Source organism: Entomobacter blattae (assembly GCF_014672835.1).
GTDB lineage: Bacteria > Pseudomonadota > Alphaproteobacteria > Acetobacterales > Acetobacteraceae > Entomobacter > Entomobacter blattae.
Map to the genome: position 1 here is coordinate 610079 of NZ_CP060244.1, position 17388 is coordinate 627466.

At 36.0% G+C, this 17388-nt stretch carries 18 protein-coding genes; 9 read left to right on the top strand and 9 right to left on the bottom strand.

Features of this window, described 5'->3' with window-relative positions; translation table 11 throughout:
• Nucleotides 1–38 precede the first annotated feature (38 nt).
• Complete coding sequence (locus tag JGUZn3_RS02780) at nt 39–674, bottom strand: Maf family protein (protein WP_203414223.1); 636 nt, start codon at nt 672–674, stop codon at nt 39–41.
• Nucleotides 675–1057: 383 nt separating this feature from the next.
• Between JGUZn3_RS02780 and hemE the strand changes: the two genes are divergently transcribed.
• The 4 genes from hemE (at nt 1058) to JGUZn3_RS02800 (ending at nt 5580) form a co-directional block, all read left to right on the top strand.
• Nucleotides 1058–2104 carry a uroporphyrinogen decarboxylase gene (hemE, locus tag JGUZn3_RS02785; protein WP_203414224.1) on the top strand — a complete coding sequence of 349 codons (1047 nt, stop codon included), beginning with the start codon at nt 1058–1060 and terminating at the stop codon, nt 2102–2104.
• The gene (locus JGUZn3_RS02790) at nt 2101–2817 is read left to right on the top strand and encodes an HAD family hydrolase (RefSeq protein WP_203414225.1); all 717 of its coding nucleotides are present in this window, start codon (nt 2101–2103) and stop codon (nt 2815–2817) included. The genes hemE and JGUZn3_RS02790 overlap by 4 nt, the downstream gene beginning before the upstream one ends.
• The gene (hemJ, locus tag JGUZn3_RS02795; protein ID WP_203414226.1) at nt 2814–3269 is read left to right on the top strand and encodes a protoporphyrinogen oxidase HemJ; all 456 of its coding nucleotides are present in this window, start codon (nt 2814–2816) and stop codon (nt 3267–3269) included. Before JGUZn3_RS02790 ends, hemJ begins: the two co-directional genes overlap by 4 nt.
• Before the next feature lie 976 nt (nt 3270–4245).
• Complete coding sequence (locus JGUZn3_RS02800) at nt 4246–5580, top strand: discoidin domain-containing protein (RefSeq protein ID WP_203414227.1); 1335 nt, start codon at nt 4246–4248, stop codon at nt 5578–5580.
• A 52-nt stretch (nt 5581–5632) separates the two neighbouring features.
• Here JGUZn3_RS02800 and JGUZn3_RS02805 read toward each other — a convergent pair whose 3' ends face one another.
• Genes JGUZn3_RS02805 through rfbF form a run of 4 tightly spaced genes read right to left on the bottom strand, consistent with a single transcriptional unit; the run spans nt 5633 to nt 8880 of the window.
• Nucleotides 5633–6502: an SDR family oxidoreductase gene (locus tag JGUZn3_RS02805; protein WP_203414228.1), complete on the bottom strand. Its 870-nt coding sequence runs from the start codon at nt 6500–6502 to the stop codon at nt 5633–5635.
• A gap of 15 nt (nt 6503–6517) precedes the next feature.
• Nucleotides 6518–6928, bottom strand: a complete 411-nt coding sequence (locus JGUZn3_RS02810; RefSeq protein ID WP_238996874.1) for a cupin domain-containing protein — start codon at nt 6926–6928, stop codon at nt 6518–6520.
• A 15-nt stretch (nt 6929–6943) separates the two neighbouring features.
• On the bottom strand, nt 6944–8047 hold the full coding sequence (rfbG, locus tag JGUZn3_RS02815) for a CDP-glucose 4,6-dehydratase (protein ID WP_238996875.1): 1104 nt from the start codon (nt 8045–8047) through the stop codon (nt 6944–6946).
• A gap of 59 nt (nt 8048–8106) precedes the next feature.
• Nucleotides 8107–8880 carry a glucose-1-phosphate cytidylyltransferase gene (gene rfbF / locus JGUZn3_RS02820; protein ID WP_203414229.1) on the bottom strand — a complete coding sequence of 258 codons (774 nt, stop codon included), beginning with the start codon at nt 8878–8880 and terminating at the stop codon, nt 8107–8109.
• Between the two features lie 195 nt (nt 8881–9075).
• On the opposite strand from rfbF, the gene JGUZn3_RS02825 reads away from it, so the two are divergent.
• Both JGUZn3_RS02825 and JGUZn3_RS12720 read left to right on the top strand, forming a co-directional pair.
• Nucleotides 9076–10353, top strand: a complete 1278-nt coding sequence (locus JGUZn3_RS02825) for a protoporphyrinogen/coproporphyrinogen oxidase (protein WP_203414230.1) — start codon at nt 9076–9078, stop codon at nt 10351–10353.
• 270 nt (nt 10354–10623) lie between these two features.
• Nucleotides 10624–10866 carry a tyrosine-type recombinase/integrase gene (locus JGUZn3_RS12720; protein ID WP_338030799.1) on the top strand — a complete coding sequence of 81 codons (243 nt, stop codon included), beginning with the start codon at nt 10624–10626 and terminating at the stop codon, nt 10864–10866.
• Here JGUZn3_RS12720 and JGUZn3_RS02830 read toward each other — a convergent pair.
• From JGUZn3_RS02830 to JGUZn3_RS02845, 4 genes are all read right to left on the bottom strand, one after another.
• Entirely contained in the window at nt 10834–11478 is a 645-nt protein-coding gene (locus JGUZn3_RS02830; protein WP_203414231.1) for a 2OG-Fe(II) oxygenase, read from the bottom strand. The two genes, JGUZn3_RS12720 and JGUZn3_RS02830, sit on opposite strands and share 33 nt — an antisense overlap.
• An 8-nt stretch (nt 11479–11486) precedes the next feature.
• Nucleotides 11487–12707 carry a hypothetical protein gene (locus JGUZn3_RS02835; RefSeq protein WP_203414232.1) on the bottom strand — a complete coding sequence of 407 codons (1221 nt, stop codon included), beginning with the start codon at nt 12705–12707 and terminating at the stop codon, nt 11487–11489.
• A gap of 80 nt (nt 12708–12787) precedes the next feature.
• On the bottom strand, nt 12788–14125 hold the full coding sequence (locus tag JGUZn3_RS02840; protein WP_203414233.1) for a hypothetical protein: 1338 nt from the start codon (nt 14123–14125) through the stop codon (nt 12788–12790).
• A 54-nt stretch (nt 14126–14179) separates the two neighbouring features.
• Nucleotides 14180–15103, bottom strand: coding sequence for a DMT family transporter (locus JGUZn3_RS02845; protein ID WP_203414234.1), 924 nt, complete (start codon nt 15101–15103; stop codon nt 14180–14182).
• A gap of 891 nt (nt 15104–15994) precedes the next feature.
• Here JGUZn3_RS02845 and JGUZn3_RS02850 point away from each other — a divergent pair.
• The 3 genes from JGUZn3_RS02850 to JGUZn3_RS12795 all read left to right on the top strand — a co-directional run bounded on the left by JGUZn3_RS02850 (nt 15995) and on the right by JGUZn3_RS12795 (nt 16865).
• Nucleotides 15995–16207, top strand: coding sequence for a DUF6290 family protein (locus tag JGUZn3_RS02850; RefSeq protein ID WP_203414235.1), 213 nt, complete (start codon nt 15995–15997; stop codon nt 16205–16207).
• A gap of 111 nt (nt 16208–16318) precedes the next feature.
• Nucleotides 16319–16465, top strand: a complete 147-nt coding sequence (locus JGUZn3_RS12790; RefSeq protein ID WP_203414766.1) for a type II toxin-antitoxin system RelE family toxin — start codon at nt 16319–16321, stop codon at nt 16463–16465.
• 178 nt (nt 16466–16643) lie between these two features.
• Nucleotides 16644–16865, top strand: a complete 222-nt coding sequence (locus tag JGUZn3_RS12795) for a zincin-like metallopeptidase domain-containing protein (protein WP_408871763.1) — start codon at nt 16644–16646, stop codon at nt 16863–16865.
• Nucleotides 16866–17388 lie beyond the last annotated feature (523 nt).

Below are 17388 nucleotides of genomic sequence, written 5' to 3' on the forward strand. Positions count from 1 at the left end.
ATATAGCCGGTGTTTTCCCTTTAGGCAATACAAAAAAGTCATTCTTTCACGATCTTTTTTTTCTGTAAAAAAGAAAGGATAGGCAATAAGGGTAAACCCAGTATGGCGGTATAATCTCCTTCTATCGTCTCAAACAATCTTATCCCATAGCTCTCTAGCTTATAACAGCCCACAGATTGTAGGCACTCTTCTCCAACATGATGAAGATAGGAATTTAAAAATTCATCCGTAAAAGGGCGCATTGTCATAAAGCTTTCCCTATAAAATTCTGCTTCCTTTTTCCCATCCCTAAAAATTACAGCTGCGGTATGAAGGATATGGGTTTTTCCCCTTAAAAAAATTAAATGTTCTTTTGCTTCTTCAACAGAGACAGGTTTATCAAACCATCTCTCATTGCACGTCATAATCTGATCAGCCGCAATAATGTAGCCATCTTGTTTTTCTGCCTGTTTTTTTGCTTGAGCCTTTTCACAAGCCAACCATAAAGCAGTTTCTTGCGCAGAATAGCCCTTTTTTTTGGCCTCAATCTTAATTGTGTTTTCATCAACAGCTGGATTATACGCAAAAACCTGCAATCCTGCCTCTTGCAGCAATTTTAACCTTATAGAAGACTGGCTGGCTAAAAAAAGAGCCGGGGTAGAAACTTGCATAAAATTTTTTGGAGTCGTTTTCATGATCTCTCTTTTATTGCAAAAAATACACTTGTGGATCTTATCCTGAATTAAAAGGTACATGGGGATTGTACACAGTTTTATAAACGTGGGTACTGAATAGTGTGGATAATCGGTACATCTGTAAAAAATGAGGATTGTACACAAGGGTCTGTCTGTATTTTGGGGATAACCAGAAAAAAGCGTTAAAAAACAATTCTCTAAATTCTGTACACATCGGAGGAAAAATGAGGTACATTTTTGCAAAGCTGGGTACCCCTTAATCCACAAGGATCAAATAACCTCTAAAAACCTAAGAATCTAATTTTATTTATTTTTTAGGGTTTCAAAAAAGAGAAAATCCTCTTTTAATCAAGCCATTCCATATTTTACATCACAAGGCTTTCATGAATATTATTTATCCTTCCCATTCTAAACCATTGCTTTCTGTTCTACAGGGTCAAGCCCAATGGCCTCCACCCGTTTGGCTTATGCGCCAAGCTGGGCGTTATTTGCCAGAATTTAGGGAATGGCGTAACAAGGCCGATTTTTTAACACGTTGCTTAACCCCAGATATTGCAACCGAGCTTACTCTTCAGCCTATTGAACGTTATGGGATGGAGGGTGCCATTTTATTTTCAGACATTCTGATTCTTCCTTGGGCAATGGGATTGTCACTGGATTTTGTACCAGAAGAAGGTCCTGTGATGACTCCTGTTCGGAGTAGCCAAGATTTAAAGAAACTTCAAATTCACCAATTATTCGAAAAAACAGAGCCTGTATTCCAAGCCTTAAGACAAATTTCTTCAAAACTCAAAAATACAAAGACCACTTTACTCGGTTTTGCAGGCTCTCCTTTTACTGTGGCTTGCTATATGATAGAAGGGCGTTCATCGCGTGATTTTACCACTGTAAAACACTTAATGTTGAGCGACCCGCTTTTTTTTGAGGAATTAATACATATATTAGTTCAGACGACGGCTGCGCTGCTGATAAAGCAGATTGCAGCAGGTGCTGAGGCCGTTATGCTTTTTGATAGCTGGGCGGGTATCGTGCCATCATTCCTGTTTGGTCGGTATGTCAGTGAACCGACAAGGGAAATTATAAAAGAAATCAGGAAAGTCTATCCTCAGGTGCCTGTTATTGGGTTTCCTCGCCAGGCAGGGATAATGATTGAACCTTACGCCCAACAAACCAAGGTTAATGCAATTGGGTTGGATTCTGGGGCAGATATAAACCTTGCCTGTAAGGTTTTACCTGATAACATTGTTGTGCAGGGTAATTTAGATCCTGTTAGTCTTTTAGTTGGTGGTAAACAAATGGAAGAAAACATTCGTGCTCTATGTTATTCCATGCGTAACAGGCCTTATATCTTTAACCTTGGCCATGGTGTTTTACCACAAACCCCGCCCGAAAACGTGGCCAGATTGATAGAGGTAGTAAGAAAACTATGAATAATTTGCCCAAAGCTATTCGTCCTGATGGTGATTTGCGTTTGGTGATTTTTGATTGTGATGGTGTTCTTATTGATAGTGAAAAACCCGCTAATGAACTCATTGCCCATGAGGCAAGGAAACTGGGTTGGGATATAACAGATGATGAAGCCCATATTGTATTTGCCGGACAGACCCTTCCGCAAAGTGGGCGTGAAGTTGAAAAAAAACTGGGAATAAAATTGCCCGAAGGTTGGGCCATGCAAGTTCAACATAAATTGGTTGAAATCATGCGTGAAAAGGCAGAGCCTATGCCAGGGGTCTATAAAATGTTAGAGCAGGTAGATGCCTTGGGTTTGCCTTTTAGAGTGGGTTCTAACTCCTCTCATGCCGAAATGGAAGCAAAATTTGCAACAACGGGGTTGGATGAAATTATGGAAGGGATTACACATTCTGCGAAAGATATGGGAATACCAAAGCCACGCCCTGATATTTATTTACATGCCGCAGAAGAAGAAGGGGTGGCCCCTGAAGAATGTATTGTACTAGAAGATTCTGATCCAGGCGTTCAAGCAGCAAAGGATGCAGGAATGGGATGTGTCCTTCTTCGTGATAAAGACTTACCAGGGCCTGATTGGCCAGGCCTCATTCGGATTAGCCATCTTTCAGAATTTCCGGAAGTTTTAAGAAAAATTCTGGAATCCCAGCACGATCATATGTCAAAATATGCATGATGAGTGAATTTCTTATCACCCATTATCTCTGGATAAAATCTTTTCATGTTATTTCCGTTATAGCGTGGATGGCGGGGCAGTTTTATTTGCCTCGCCTTTTTGTCTATCATTGCCAGGTTCAACCTGGTACAGCAGAGGATGCGCGGTTTAAAATCATGGAAAGGCGCTTGCAAAGAGCCATTATTAACCCAGCAATAGGAGTAGCCTTTTTATGTGGGATATTCCTTGTTCTCACCCCTGGCCTTGTCGATTGGCGGCATTTTAATTGGTGGTATGTCAAGTTTTTTGCTCTTATGGGGCTTTTCTGGTTTCATGGTGCGTGCTCTAAGTGGAGAAGACATTTTGAAAAAGGGATTAATAAACATCCTGAAAAATTCTATCGTTTTGCAAATGAAATTCCTACAATTTTTATGATCATTATTGTAATCATGGTGATTGTTAAACCTTTCTAAAAAATCTAGTAATTTTTAAGGTGTAATAGAAAATAAATCCTGTAAGTCTAAGCTTTATTTTTGTATTACTTAAAAAAACTTAGAGAAAAAGGGTATGTATTGCCGGATAAACGGATGCTGGATATTTCTCTAGGAAGAATGTTTAGTAAAATGTTGCGCGAAAAGGGATATAATCCAATAGGGAAAAAATTACCCCATATAATGGGAACCCGGGAAGTAGTAGATATCCACATGATGCAACCTCTTCCTATTATAGCCCCTGACCAAAACGGAAAAATAGGGCAACCCCAATGAATATCCATCGCCAACATATCCTATTTAAAACCCTAATACCTTTATTCCTCAAAATTATTAATTTTAACTCATATTATTGGGGACTAATTTTTAATTCAGCAATAATATTTCCTGTGTAAATAGGTATAGAGCTGCCTAATTATTTTACAAATCTGGTAACAAGAATGTTTTCAGAAACTGGTTTGATACCAAATTAGTTTCTAAAAGTCCGCCTTTATTCTTTTTACATTGGTGAATAAATTTAAACACCTGTGGTAAAGGTCCAATAAAAATAGATGTCCCCTGTAGTTTTTGTCTTCTGTGGTTTTTGCGCAGTAATAAAAAAGAATTTTAAGGATATTTTAATAGGTTGGCTTTTTTGATTGCCTTGACAAGATAGAAAATGATAATTTCAATATTATCTGATAGATTATTTTCCGTATAAGTAATGATTTTCTGAATAAAATAAAAATAAAATATTGTGTCTATTATAATATAAAATTAAGGTTAAAAGGCTTTGGAAATGGTAAATATAAATCCTATGATGAAATAATTATTATTTTAATTATCATCAATCTATTACCGTAATATTATGCATATTAGTAAATAAATTGAATAATAAAGAATTATTATATATTTACGATATGGATATTTCTCTAAATAAAAAATAAGTCATATATTTCATTGTTGGAATATATTGGGAATGTCAATGAAGTACGCAGTCTTTTTTAAAGTCCATATGTGGAATGAAACCATAGAAAAAGTCTATAATAAATTGATTACCTGCGTAAAAACAGGGGATGTATTTATCCTTCATAATAATACGGATTCCTCAATCGAGGATAAATACGGTAATCTTGTAACCATTAATATGCAAGAAGCTCTGGATGTTGGGTTAAATATTTCAGGGGGATTTTGGCATAATGGAGATTATCCTTCTATTTTATCCTTTCTTAAAATGCCCCATTATGATTATTACGTACATCTGGAATATGATGTATTCGTGAATAATAATATTGATGACATTATCACTATTATGGAAAATGAAAATATTGATGTTATTGGTGCGGAGGATAAAAACCCTGTTCATATTAAAGATTGGGTCCATACAAGTTTTTGTATTCCCTATTATGCCGTTGATGAAATAAGAAGGGGTCTTTACTGCATAGTATTTCTTTCTAAACGCGCGGTGGTCTCGCTCTTAGCAAGGAGATTACGGCAATCAGCGATGCAAAAAGAGTACAATTTGCAAACATGGCCCTTTAGCGAGGCCGTGATTGCTACAGAGGTTTTTCACAGCAACCTTAAGGCCAGAGATTTAAAATATTTTTGTGATAATTTAGATTATTATGATTGGAAAGATGTCTCTCTGGTGGATTTTGCAGAAGAAAAATCTTTAGGGAAAAAAACGTTCTTTCACCCTGTAGCTGATTTGAAAAAATTTATTCATCTTAATTTTCAGACAAGTCGGAAAATAGATAATATTCTTCTGGAAAAAATCATTCACGCAAAGAATACAAAACTTTTTTGTCTATCCTATCACCTGCCAGAAAATAACGAGGATAATAAAAAACAAATTTTAGAATCCTATAAACAAGTTATGGGAAATAAAGATCTCGAATATATATTTGATAATATTATTTCTGTGGGGTGTGTAGCAACTCAAAGCTCTATCAGCCGTTATTCCGCCTCTGATAATGAGGCTGATCGAGTTCTTAATATTCTCCCACGATATGGGTATTCCATTCATACCGAAAAGCAAGAAAACCCATGGTGGATGGTCGATCTAGGAGAAGAAAAAGACATTAAAAACATATATTTTTTTGATCGCCCAGATTTTGGTGGGGAAAGAACTCAAAATTTGAGGATTTCTGTGGCGAATAATCCTGAAGAATTTCATCCAATTTTTCAAAAAAATAACACTGATCTCATATGGAATTACAAAATAGAAGTTTCAGGAAAGTATCGTTTTGTAAAAATTCATTTAGAAGGGGAAGGGCTGCTTAATTTTGATACCTGCGTTATTACAGGCCCATAAATAAAATCCCTTCTTCTTAAGCGGGAAGAGAAACGAAATTATATAAAAAGCCTTATAATTTTGTTTTTTGTTCCTCTTTAAGAAGAGTCTGGACATAGGTTTCTAATGCTTCTTCCCATAATGGCATAATATCCAGCCCCATAAAGGCTAGTTTCTCATTGAAGGCAGCTTCATTAAAGGAGACTTTTGCTTTGCGAATAAAGCGTAGGGGTTTTAGTTTAACTTCTAGATGGGCACTGCTTAAAATTTTAGAAACGTAATCAAATCGAGAAGCTGCGCCATGGGCAACAACATTATAAACACCTGTCAGATTATGCTCAAGGATGTGCAGTGTTTGTTTTACGACATCATCAACATGGGTGGGTGACCCAATTTGATAAGGATCAGATTGAAGTTCCTGTTTTATCCTTCCTTCCTGAATTCTGGCCCAGACGAAATTCTTTTTATGGTGAATACTTCCTCCGTAAAGCCATCCAAGGCGTAAAATAAGCGCTCTACATCCCACATCTTTTATAAGGTCTTCACCATAAATCTTACTCTTATGGTGTGCAGTGGTTGGGTTGGGTGTTTCGAAATCAGAATGGGGTGCCCAAGGATTAAGTTCATTAATGCCATAACATCCTGTAGAAGAAAAATGAACAAGTAAGGCCTCTATTTTTCTGGCAGCTTGGGCCAAAAGAGAAGGGAGAAGGGCATTAACAGAAAGTGCAAGGGAAGGGTTATCTTCCGCCCCTTCCACATTGGTATCAGCTGCACAGTTCAAAATGATATCTGGCTTGAGCTGGGTTATTTTTTCAAACAATTCATTTGTTTTTTTTATATCACTATCTTCACGTGGAAATACCGTAATTTGAGCTGGAAGTGCTTCTAAAAAACGGCTTCCCAACATTCCTCGGCTTCCCAATAGTAAAATTTTTTTCATGGATTATAACCACGCCTATGGATCAAAATAATTAAGAGGAACGGTATCCGCCTCGTTTTTATCGTGCATAATAGAAGCCACATTTAACAAAAGAGAATCCCCTTTTGCTAAGCCAGTAAAAGCTACAAAATATCCTGGGGGAACTGTTAGGCGTTGATATGTTTCGGCTTGATCAGGAGAAAGAAGTGCTTCGAGCACAATATTTTTTTCATCCCTCACAGTAACTTTTATTTTTCCGTAAGGGCAAATTAAGTTTAATGTCATTCTGTTATGACGTTTCCACCCTTTGGTTTCCTGGTGGTGGATATGGGTAAAATAAGCTTCTCCAAATCCTTCAAAACCAGAATCTGTTGCTTTTATCCCATGTAGAACATCCCCTTTGGGGGTTGGTATTCTTTTTAAAGGCGTTACAAAAGGTAACATCATAATGGTATTTTACTCTTATATATTCCAAATACAGTGACGTTGTTTTGCAAGATTTTCGTAATAAGCAAGCTGCTTTTTTGTCACTTCAAAAGCAGATTTGTTCTCTTTAACAACATCTCTATACCAGCTTCCTGTCATTTCCATACATTCATGATAGGTAAGAGTGGCTTCCCATTTTAATTCCAAAAGGGCTTTATCGCAGTTAAGTTTTAAAAGGCTTGCCTCATGAAAAGGAATATTCCCTGTAATATGATAGGTTTGGGAGTTTTCTTTTAGACCCCAGATTTTTCCTAAATCTTCTAAAAGTTCTATAACAGTTCTATTTTGTTCAGCGTGAGGCCCAAAATTATAGGAAGAGCCATTATTGTCTTTTGAGTGATAAAGATTGGCGCCGAGGGTTAAATAACCGCTTAAAGGTTCAAGCACGTGCTGCCATGGACGGGTGGCAGAAGGAGAGCGTATTTCCACTTTATCTCCTTTTTTCCAGGCTCGAATACAATCGGCCACAATCCTGTCCTTGGCCCAGTCTCCACCACCAATAACATTTCCGGCACGGGCGGTGGCTAAGGTAACATGGGGGTTCTTGTCTTTAAAGAAAGAATGGTAATAAGAACGAAAAATAAGTTCAGCGGCCCCTTTCGAACCAGAATAAATGTCCTTACCGCCCATAGGGTCAATTTCTCTATAGCCCCAAACCCATTCAACATTATCGTAGCATTTATCAGATGTGATAATGATGGCGACACAAGGCCAGTCAACCTTGCTGAGAACATCCATAACATGGGCGGTTCCGGTAACATTGGAAGTAATGGTTTCCAAGGGATCCGCGTAAGAAAGAGAAACAATGGCCTGGGCAGCCAGGTGGAAAACAAAATCTGGCTTAAAATCATGAAGAGCAGACTGCAGATGGGGAAGATCTCGTATGTCACCAATAATATGTTTGATCTTTTTTGAAAGGTCAGAAAGCTCAAATAAGGAGGGTTCAGTGGGAATATCTTTTGAGTATCCACAAACTTCAGCTCCAAGATTTAATAACCACGAACATAGCCAGGAACCCTTAAATCCCGTATGCCCGGTTATGAATACTTTCTTTCCAGAATAAATATTATTAAATGCCATAATGTTCTCAATGATTAAATTTTCTAAAAAATTGATATCTTAATGATGGGGCAAAGGAATTACCAGATTTTCCACTGGGCTTTATTTGTGCTCCACGCTTCTTCAAGCGTAATTTTATCTCGTAAACTATCCATGGGCTGCCAAAAGCCTGAATGACGGAATAAGGCTAATTGCTTACTTTCTGCAAGGCCTTCAAGTGGTTCTTTTTCCCAGGTGGTTTCATCGCCAGCAATTCTTTCGCTTACTTGAGGGGAAAGAACGAAAAAGCCCCCATTAATCCAGTTTCCATCACCTGCGGGTTTTTCCATGAAAGAGGTGACTTTATCGCCATCAAGGGCCAAAGCCCCAAATCGTCCAGGGGGTTGAGTGCCGGTTACAGTGGCTTGCAAACCGTGCTTTTTATGAAATTCAATGGATTTTGTGATGTTGATATTGCCTACACCATCCCCATAGGTCATACAAAAGAAGGGGTCGTTGGCCACATAAGGTAAAACCCGTTTTAAACGTCCACCTGTCATGGTGAGTTCACCCGTATCAACTAACGTTATCCGCCAGGGTTCGGCGCTTGCATTATGGGTTTCAACAGTATTATTGCCTAAATCAATAGTAACATCAGACATATGGAAGTAATAATTCAAGAAGTATTCTTTAATAACATAACCTTTATAGCCTAGGCACACAATAAAGTCGTTAATACCGTGGGCACTGTAGATTTTCATAATGTGCCAGAGTATGGGTTTTCCGCCAATCTCTACCATAGGTTTTGGTTTTGTAGAGGTTTCTTCAGCCAGCCTGGTCCCTAACCCACCTGCCAGAATTACTGCTTTTGTCATTACTTAATTTTCCGTTTTAATTTTATAGCCTGCAAGACCTGCATTACATAGGAGCAAGTTATCATACTTTTAATTTTTTTTTAATAATTATATAAAGTATCATTAACGTAATTTTTTGTTTTTAAAATTATGGCATCCCCGTAAAATACTTTAAAATAAAAATACTTTAAAACCGTTATATTATTGGAAAAAAAGATGGACGTTACCATCCTCGGAGGAGGAATTGCTGGATTATCTGCAGCATATTATGCAAAACAAGCGGGTTTGAGCTCTTGTATTTACGAAGCAAAAGCGGCCGTTGGTGGCCTTCTTGATAATTTTGTTATCGATAATCGATGGGTTTTTGACAATGCCGTCCATCTCTCTTTTGCAACAGAGCCAGAGGTGAGAGCCGTTTTCGATACTGTTCCCTATTATAATCATCCAGCCATGTCAAAAAACTGGGACCAAGGTTTGTGGTTTCAGCACCCTATTCAAAATAATATTTACCCGCTTACGGCAGAAGAAAAGACAGATTTAATCGTTTCTTTCCTCAATCGACCGGAAAACCCACAGGCCATTACCAATTATCGCGAGTGGCTACTTTATCAGTATGGAACAGCCATTGCAGAAAAATGGCCGATCCAATATACGCGCAAATATTGGAGTATAGAGGCAGAAAATATGGGTATTGATTGGATCGGTCATAGAATGCGCCGAGCCGATATTAAAGAAATTCTGTTTGGGGCTATGTCTGAAACCGTGCCAAATACCTATTATGTCAGCCAGATGCGCTATCCTAAACAAGGCGGTTACAGGGCTTTTATTGAACCTCTTATTAAGGAAGCCACGGTGGAAACCAATCATGAAACCGTTGGTATCAACCTGAAAAATAAAGAGATTACTTTTTCAAACGGTATAAAAATTTATTACAAGAATTTGGTCAGTACCCTTCCCCTCCCTTACCTGGTTTCAATAACAACCGATGTACCGCCAGCGATCCAAGAAGATGCAAAAAGCCTATTTGCAACGAGGATCGACCTGATTTCCATAGGGATTGCCAGAAAAGATGTTTCACCAACTTTGTGGTTCTATATTTATGATGAGGATATTTTAGCTTCTCGTGTTTATTCTCCCTCTTATAAATCCCCCGCTAATGCTCCAGAAGGATGTAGTTCTTTACAGTTTGAAATTTACTCTTCCCGAGAAAAACCACAGGCTTTATCTTCCGAAGAGCTGATAGAAAATTGCCTCGAAGCCCTGGAAAAGATGAATCTTGCTCGTAGGGATGAAATCATTTTTACCCATCATAAACACTTGCCTTACGGTAATGTTGTGTTTGATTTGGAGATGGAAAAGCGACGCGATCGTGTCATCTCCTGGGTAGAGGAACAAGGCATTCTTTTAGCCGGTCGGTTTGGAAAGTGGGATTATCTTTGGAGTAATCAGGCTTTTATGTCCGGTAAAATGGCAATAGAAAAATTACAATCATAAAAATATCGGTCGGTTATCTCCAATAATCCATATTGTTCTGAACAGTTTATCATATGTTTTGGTCAATTCTGCCTGCCACAACAATTCAGGAGAATATTAGAAGGCATTTCCTTTTCTTCCGTAAATTGTGCACGTTGTTAAGACCATACGAGAGGGTATAATTTTGGTAATAATGAGAGCCTTCGAAGAGGGAATGGAGTATATCATGTTTAGCTTGTTATGAAAAAAGAGAGCTAAGTTGTTAATAAAAAGCAATAAGGTTAGTTCCTAATCGAACCTGGGTATTTAACAGCAACATTTAGAAAAATTAAAATAGAAGTTGGGTTAAAAGATTTAAGGTTTCACGACTCCAGAAGAGAAGCCGCGACTGAATTATCAAAGCGGCTTTCTAATGTTTTGGAGCTGGCAGCTGTCACGGGGCATAAATCTTTGAAAATTCTTCAGGAAAGAAATAAAAGTTTTTCTTGTTTCACCATCATTTTAATGGTTTTTAATCCGTCTATTTTCCTCTAGATAATCGGATAAGAAAAAAACAAGAGATACTCGTTCATCAGAGTTAACTGTTAATACCTCATGTGGGATTTTGCACTGGCTAATTAATACTGTACCGTAGTTTGGGCGAAATGTGTATGATTTGTTATTATCGGGATAAACAACAAACTCTCCACCATCAAATTGTTTGCCTAAATGTATCACAACAGCAACATCATAATCAGGATTACTGTCACGGTCTATATGTCGACCAATAAAAGAATTTTTGGTCATACGATTAATTTGACATCTACGTAAATACTTTTCTTTTCCAAGCAATTTTTTAAAAAATTTTTGGCGAATTTTGTCATTAAGAATATTAATAATACTCTCTGATAGTGGGCGGTTAACCAGTGTTGGTTTTTCTCCTGGCAGATCAACCATAAGCCTACTGACATATAGTAAATTTGGTTCGCCAGCATCACCAATGATAACCTGCTCTTGAGGTAACTTTATTTGAATATCATTAATATATTGGAGTTCTTCTTTTGTAAAGACGACTCCCATAGGAAACATGGCAGTTCCTGTTTCAATGAACGTAGAGATTTGTTTATCGTCTATATGTATTGATCTATTGGTTTCAATATTTATCATCTTTTTTCCTAATCGTAAATTCGTTTCAGATAGACTACTGGTATATTTAAGGTAAGCGAGTAGAACCGTCCCATTTTATGATCATCAGCTCCAAGAATAAGTGGGTTGTTTATTGAATCATTAGATGTAATAATTTTTCCCATTGCAGCATATTCTGCTGCTTGCTTGATAACCAAATTGACATAAAAATCATTAGTTTGGTTAATGCAATTGTACCATCGATTATATAGATCTCGTCTTGCTATGGCAGTTTTTAATACCCAATCTTGGCTAGATATATTACATAGATCACCTTTAATTATCCTATTTAAAAACTCATTCCATATTGATAACCAATTTTCCCGACCACCACAAAGATTGGTAAAGGGAATGCTTTCTACAGGAACAGGCGATTTACTTTTGATAGCTCTAGTTTGTGCTTGAATTTTTGATAGAAAAGTCGTTTGATCAATATGTAATCGTTTACAAGTTTCTTCTGAAAATCCTTCAAAATCACCTGGCGCTACTATATAAGAAATATTTAATCCTAATCGATCTTTTAGTAACTTATGAAATCGTGGTATAGCCTTAAATAAGTGTGCTGCCGTAACGCCAATACCTTCCCCTAGACCCTCAAATGTAAAACGATGTCGTGTTGCACGTAAAATTGTTTGATTTATATTAGCTAGAGAGGACGATTCTTCTGTTAATTCAGTTTCATAATCAGGACAAACTGGAGATACTATAGTTAGACTTTCTCCCGATATACCTTTTTGTATCCAAGTAACAAAATTTAATAGTCCAGCTTTATCTGGCCATACTATACCGATTTCTTTAAAAACTTTCCGAATTTCGGCAGAAAAACCGTTTGGAAGCTGATCAAGTGGGTCATCTACGTCACTTTTATTAGGAACACGCCCCATTAATAACGACAATAGACTAGGTTTTAATCCCATATATGTATAATTTGTTATAATACCATTTACTGATTTCTGCCATTCAAAGTCCTTATATTTTTCTTTTATCATTAAGTAAAAAGGTAAGTTTCTATTGGACATTTCAGGTATAGTTTTTTTTATTTCCCAATATTTATGATGAAGGAAATTTAAATCTATACCAATATTTAAAGCACTAAAATACTCTGGTGGGGTTCCGTCAGATTGAACTATATCTTTTAATATAGCTTGGCTTATATTGCGATTAATAAACCCATGTGAACGATTATGTGCACGAGCGTCTTCAGGTGTCATTGCTTTTCTCCAAAAGGTTGGTAGAATAAAAGCAGTTAGATTTAAATGTAAAAATTTTTACATTTAAAGATTTACTTAAGTTAGTTATTTCTGCGTTTTTCTTGATTGCGTGCCCATTCCCAAACACCAAAAGCATCACCTTTTCCATAACAGACTTGATCTCGAACTATTAACAGACTTTCAAGTAAGCCCCATGTTTCTGTCATAGGACCATATTTTGAAGGACGTCCTTCCATAGCTGCTCGTTCTCGTGAAATAGACCAAAAATTGATTCTAGGCGAACGATGATGGTAATCGTGACTTGGTAAGTCTTGCATAAAAGAAAATAATTTAATAGGTATATCAATGATTAATATTTTTGCCCACCATTGTATTTTATAAGCAATACCTTTGATACCATTTGTACCTTTTGGATAAGGACGGCCAAGAAAGCGACCCCAAGTTAATGAACTCATGAAAACAAATAAAGGAACATCATTAGGTCGAACTGCAAACCATAAATGCTCAGTAATATGTTGAAGCCATGATGAGTATTGGGTAATGAGGAAAAGAGGTATTAAATAATAGATTACAAAGATATCTATTGTATTTGTTAAAGTTACGATAGTAAGTAAACTAGTCCAAAATGCAAAACGCGATATTATCTCTGAACGGTTGGGAATGATAAAATTATGAAGGAAACGAAAATATATATGCTCCCATATAGCTTTAGGATGAAAAGGGGCAAAAACTAAATACCTCCAAAATAAATATTCAGGCATACCAGAATAAAAACCATGATCTTTCATAAATTTTTGATCTGGATCTGCATCAGTGCATAAATAGGTTGTTGCATGGTGATCACCAGCATGAATTTTATGATATTCATCCCAGGTTAAATGCATAATTGGAATAGACATAAACCATTTACCAAGGAACTTTGCTAAACGTAAGTTTTTTATAGATGCACCATGATTGGTGTAATGAAAAGTGTGAAGAAGACCTCTTGTTCTGTTGGTCACTATTACAAATAAAAATAAGCTACAAATTATTTTTATTAGGAGTCCAATATCAGAATTTTTATACACGAAAGCACCGATTAATAAGGAAATAAGAATCAATGCCCATGACCATGTTAGTTGTAATATAAGTTGCCATGGAGCTAAAATAGTTTCAATAGGGCGACGAGGTTCTAATTGTTTTGGATATTTTCCTGTCAGCCATGTCCAGAATGGTTGACAGGGTAAATGAGAATAAGTTGCTCTTACATCTATTCCCCAACCATAACGTGAATATCTAGTACTATAATCAATTAAATCAACATTTTTGTTAATTAATATTGATCTGTTATCAATTTTTGTATTTTTGGATTGAGAACTATCCTCTGTGTTTAAACAATTGCATAAATTTAAACCTGAGCTTGTAAGTTTACATACCATACTTCTCTCCTTTAAAATGTTATTACATAGATATAACCCTCACTAATTATTTTATTATTTTGTTATAGGAGTTTTCTTGCTTAACATTACTATCAACATAGTTAACACAGTAAAAAACAATGTAACCATACTAAACATTTCACCCAAGAATACGACAGCAAAGAGCCAAGTAAAGAATGGCTGAAGCAATTGGATTTGGCTTACACGTGCTATGCCACCTATTGCGAGTGATTTATACCAAAAGAAGAAACCTATTAATGAATTAACAAGGGCTAGAAAGCAAAAAGCTAACCAGGGTTGAAGAGGCATTTTAGCAAAATCATTCCAATTTACGGCTATTATTGTTATTGGAATAAGAAGTGGTAAGCTTACGATAAGTGTCCAACATATAACCTGCCAACCACCAAGAGAACGCGCAAGAATGCCTCCTTGAGCATACCCCAGACCTGCCATTATTACCGCACCGATCAGAGCAAAATCTCCAGTATAAAAAGAAATATCTGAAAGGCCTCCATTGCTATAAATTGAAAAAATACATACAATTCCAAAGCCAATAAAAGCAACACTCCAAAAGGCTATTGAGGGTCGTTCTTTTGAAAGGAGACAACCAATCAAGGCTGTTGCTAAAGGTAAACTACCCAAGACAATACCACCATGACTTGCAGGCACAGTTTTCATACCAAGTGCTGTTAGCAAGGGAAAACCAAAAGCTATACCAGAGGCTGTTATTGCAAGTTGCCCCCATTGTTTTTTATTTGGTAAGGGTTGCGGTTTAATAAAAAGAATTATTACAGCGCCAATTGCAGCAAGAAAAGTTCTTCCCAGCCCTATTTCCCATGTATTTAAAAAATATGTTAGATATCTGGTAATTGGTAATGTAAGAGAAAAAGCAATTACCGCTATTGTGCCAAGTAGCAATCCAAGATTTTCGTTACTTAATGTTGAAATATTACCATTTGTTTGTTTAATAATGGTCATGAAGATGCTCACCACAATATAATTTAAATTGTTAACACAACATGTAATTTCTAAAGAATCTGATCTTTAGATAAATTATGCTTCCATAAAATAATAATTTTTACAAATAGAAATTTCGTTACATTACAATAATTTTTAATATGATTTTCAATCAAATCGTGGCGTGTAATTCGTTTATTCAATGATATATTATATAACCATAATAAGAATTAAAGCTTATTATTGATCAAGCTATTAAATTATTAGATAATGCTATAATTCATCAATATTTCTATGATAATAAAATAAACTCTATTATAAAAAGATAAATTTCAATACTTTCTACAAGATAAGTTTTATGGTGGTCTAAATTTCTTTAAAAAAATAATAAAATTAGCAACGTAACTAAATTATATGCAAAGGAGATAAAGCACTAATTTTAATTACGATTTAATACATAAAAGCAGAAAAAAAGAGATTTTTCCAAGTGTTGGGTGAAGAAATTGATAAATTTAGTTAAGGTATGTGTTGTGCTGATCCCCATACCTACTGGAAAGCTAATATATTTTCAGATGGTCTTGCGGATTAAAATGCCAAAATTCCTGATTTTTTTTTCTGAATGGGAGGGAAGATGTATAAAGCTTACATCAATAGAGCATAAAGAAGGTATTGCACGAGCAAAAAATATGGAAAATATAAAGGTAAGAAACCAGTTGCAATAGAAAAAATACAAGACATTATTAGGAAAAAAAAGTAATAGCATCAGCCATATTTGTAGATAACATAGGAATATTAAGAGTTAGCGTCTATAGATGTTTAAACAAATTAAATAAACATGTTGTATAAAATGATAAAATATTTTAATTTATAAATTATATATATAATTTTATTTAATGGATTTTTACCTATGGCGTGTCCTTAAGAATTGACGATCATATAAAATCTGAACTTCAAAAAACAGCAAAATTAAAGAATATTTCTCTATCAACCCTTGTTTTGTCTGCTGTTAACGAAATGGTGGAAAGTGAGTTCGACTATACTCTTGCTGAAATGGCAGATAAGAGACGTAAAGACAATGAGCCTCATTTTGATATAGAGAGCTTATACAAGGAATTTGATGTTTAAGGTTGTTTATGAAGAAGTGTTTTATAAGGATTTAAAATCAATCGACAAAGAGCAGGCACGTTTGATATTGGCCTGGATCAAAAAATTTTTGGATAATAAGACGATCCAAAAATAAAGGGAAAAGCCCTTATTGGGTCATTAAAAGGTTATTGGCGTTATCGTATTGGTGATTATAGGCTTATTTGTGAAATCAAGGAAGATTTACTGATTTTGGTCTGTATTGCTGTAGGACATAGTAGAACATATACAGATAATTAAATGTTCTATAATCCCTATTAAAATTGGTAGCTATCAGAGTGCTACTGGATAGCTATTTATATAATTAAATTATAGCTAAGGCCATTAGAAATGGCTTTTCTCAAGAAAGTAAGTAGGGGATTGCATCCCCACACCATCAATACCCAAGCCTGCGGTAAAAAAGGCAAACCGTGGCTCACTGCGTTGCGCCCGCACCACTTTACCTTTAGAGTATGGTTTTGAAGAACTTGTTGCAGAGTTAGGAGCTACCTTTCTGTGTAGTCTTTTTGGAATATCAAGTAACATAGAAATTAATACGGTTTATTTGGCTTCTTGGATAGAGATTTTAAAAGAAGAGCCAAATATTCTTTGGAAAGCTGCATCTACAGCTCAAAAGGCTTTTGATTATTTGCTTAAATAAAAAAGTAATACTCTAGTAGCCATTAATAAACTACTAGAGTGTTATATTTTTCGTATGAAACCATTATTTTCATTTTCTAAAATGAAAGAAACAGTCCACCCCTGCAATGCAGGGATGGAAGTATTATTGCCCACCCAATTCCTTCAAATTGGCCTTTCAGGTAAGGGGTTGCACCTCCACACCGTCAATACCCAAGCCTTCGGTAAAAAAGGCAAACCGTGGCTCATTACGTTGCGCCCGCACCACTTTACCTTTTTTAGATAGTAACGGCTTCCCCCATTTAAGAGATAAAGAGTGATTGTGGACTTCTCAAAAGAGAACCCCACAACAAAGCCTCTATGGATTTGGTGGATTTATGGATTTTTACACAGTAAAACCCCACAGCCTTCACAACTCCACAGACCACAACAGTCAGGTTTTTTATCTATTCTTTTAAGGGAAGAAGCAGACAGATTTATTAAAATGAATCGGTAACGTAATTGTGATTGCACCAAATTACACTAAACTATATCATAAATCATTG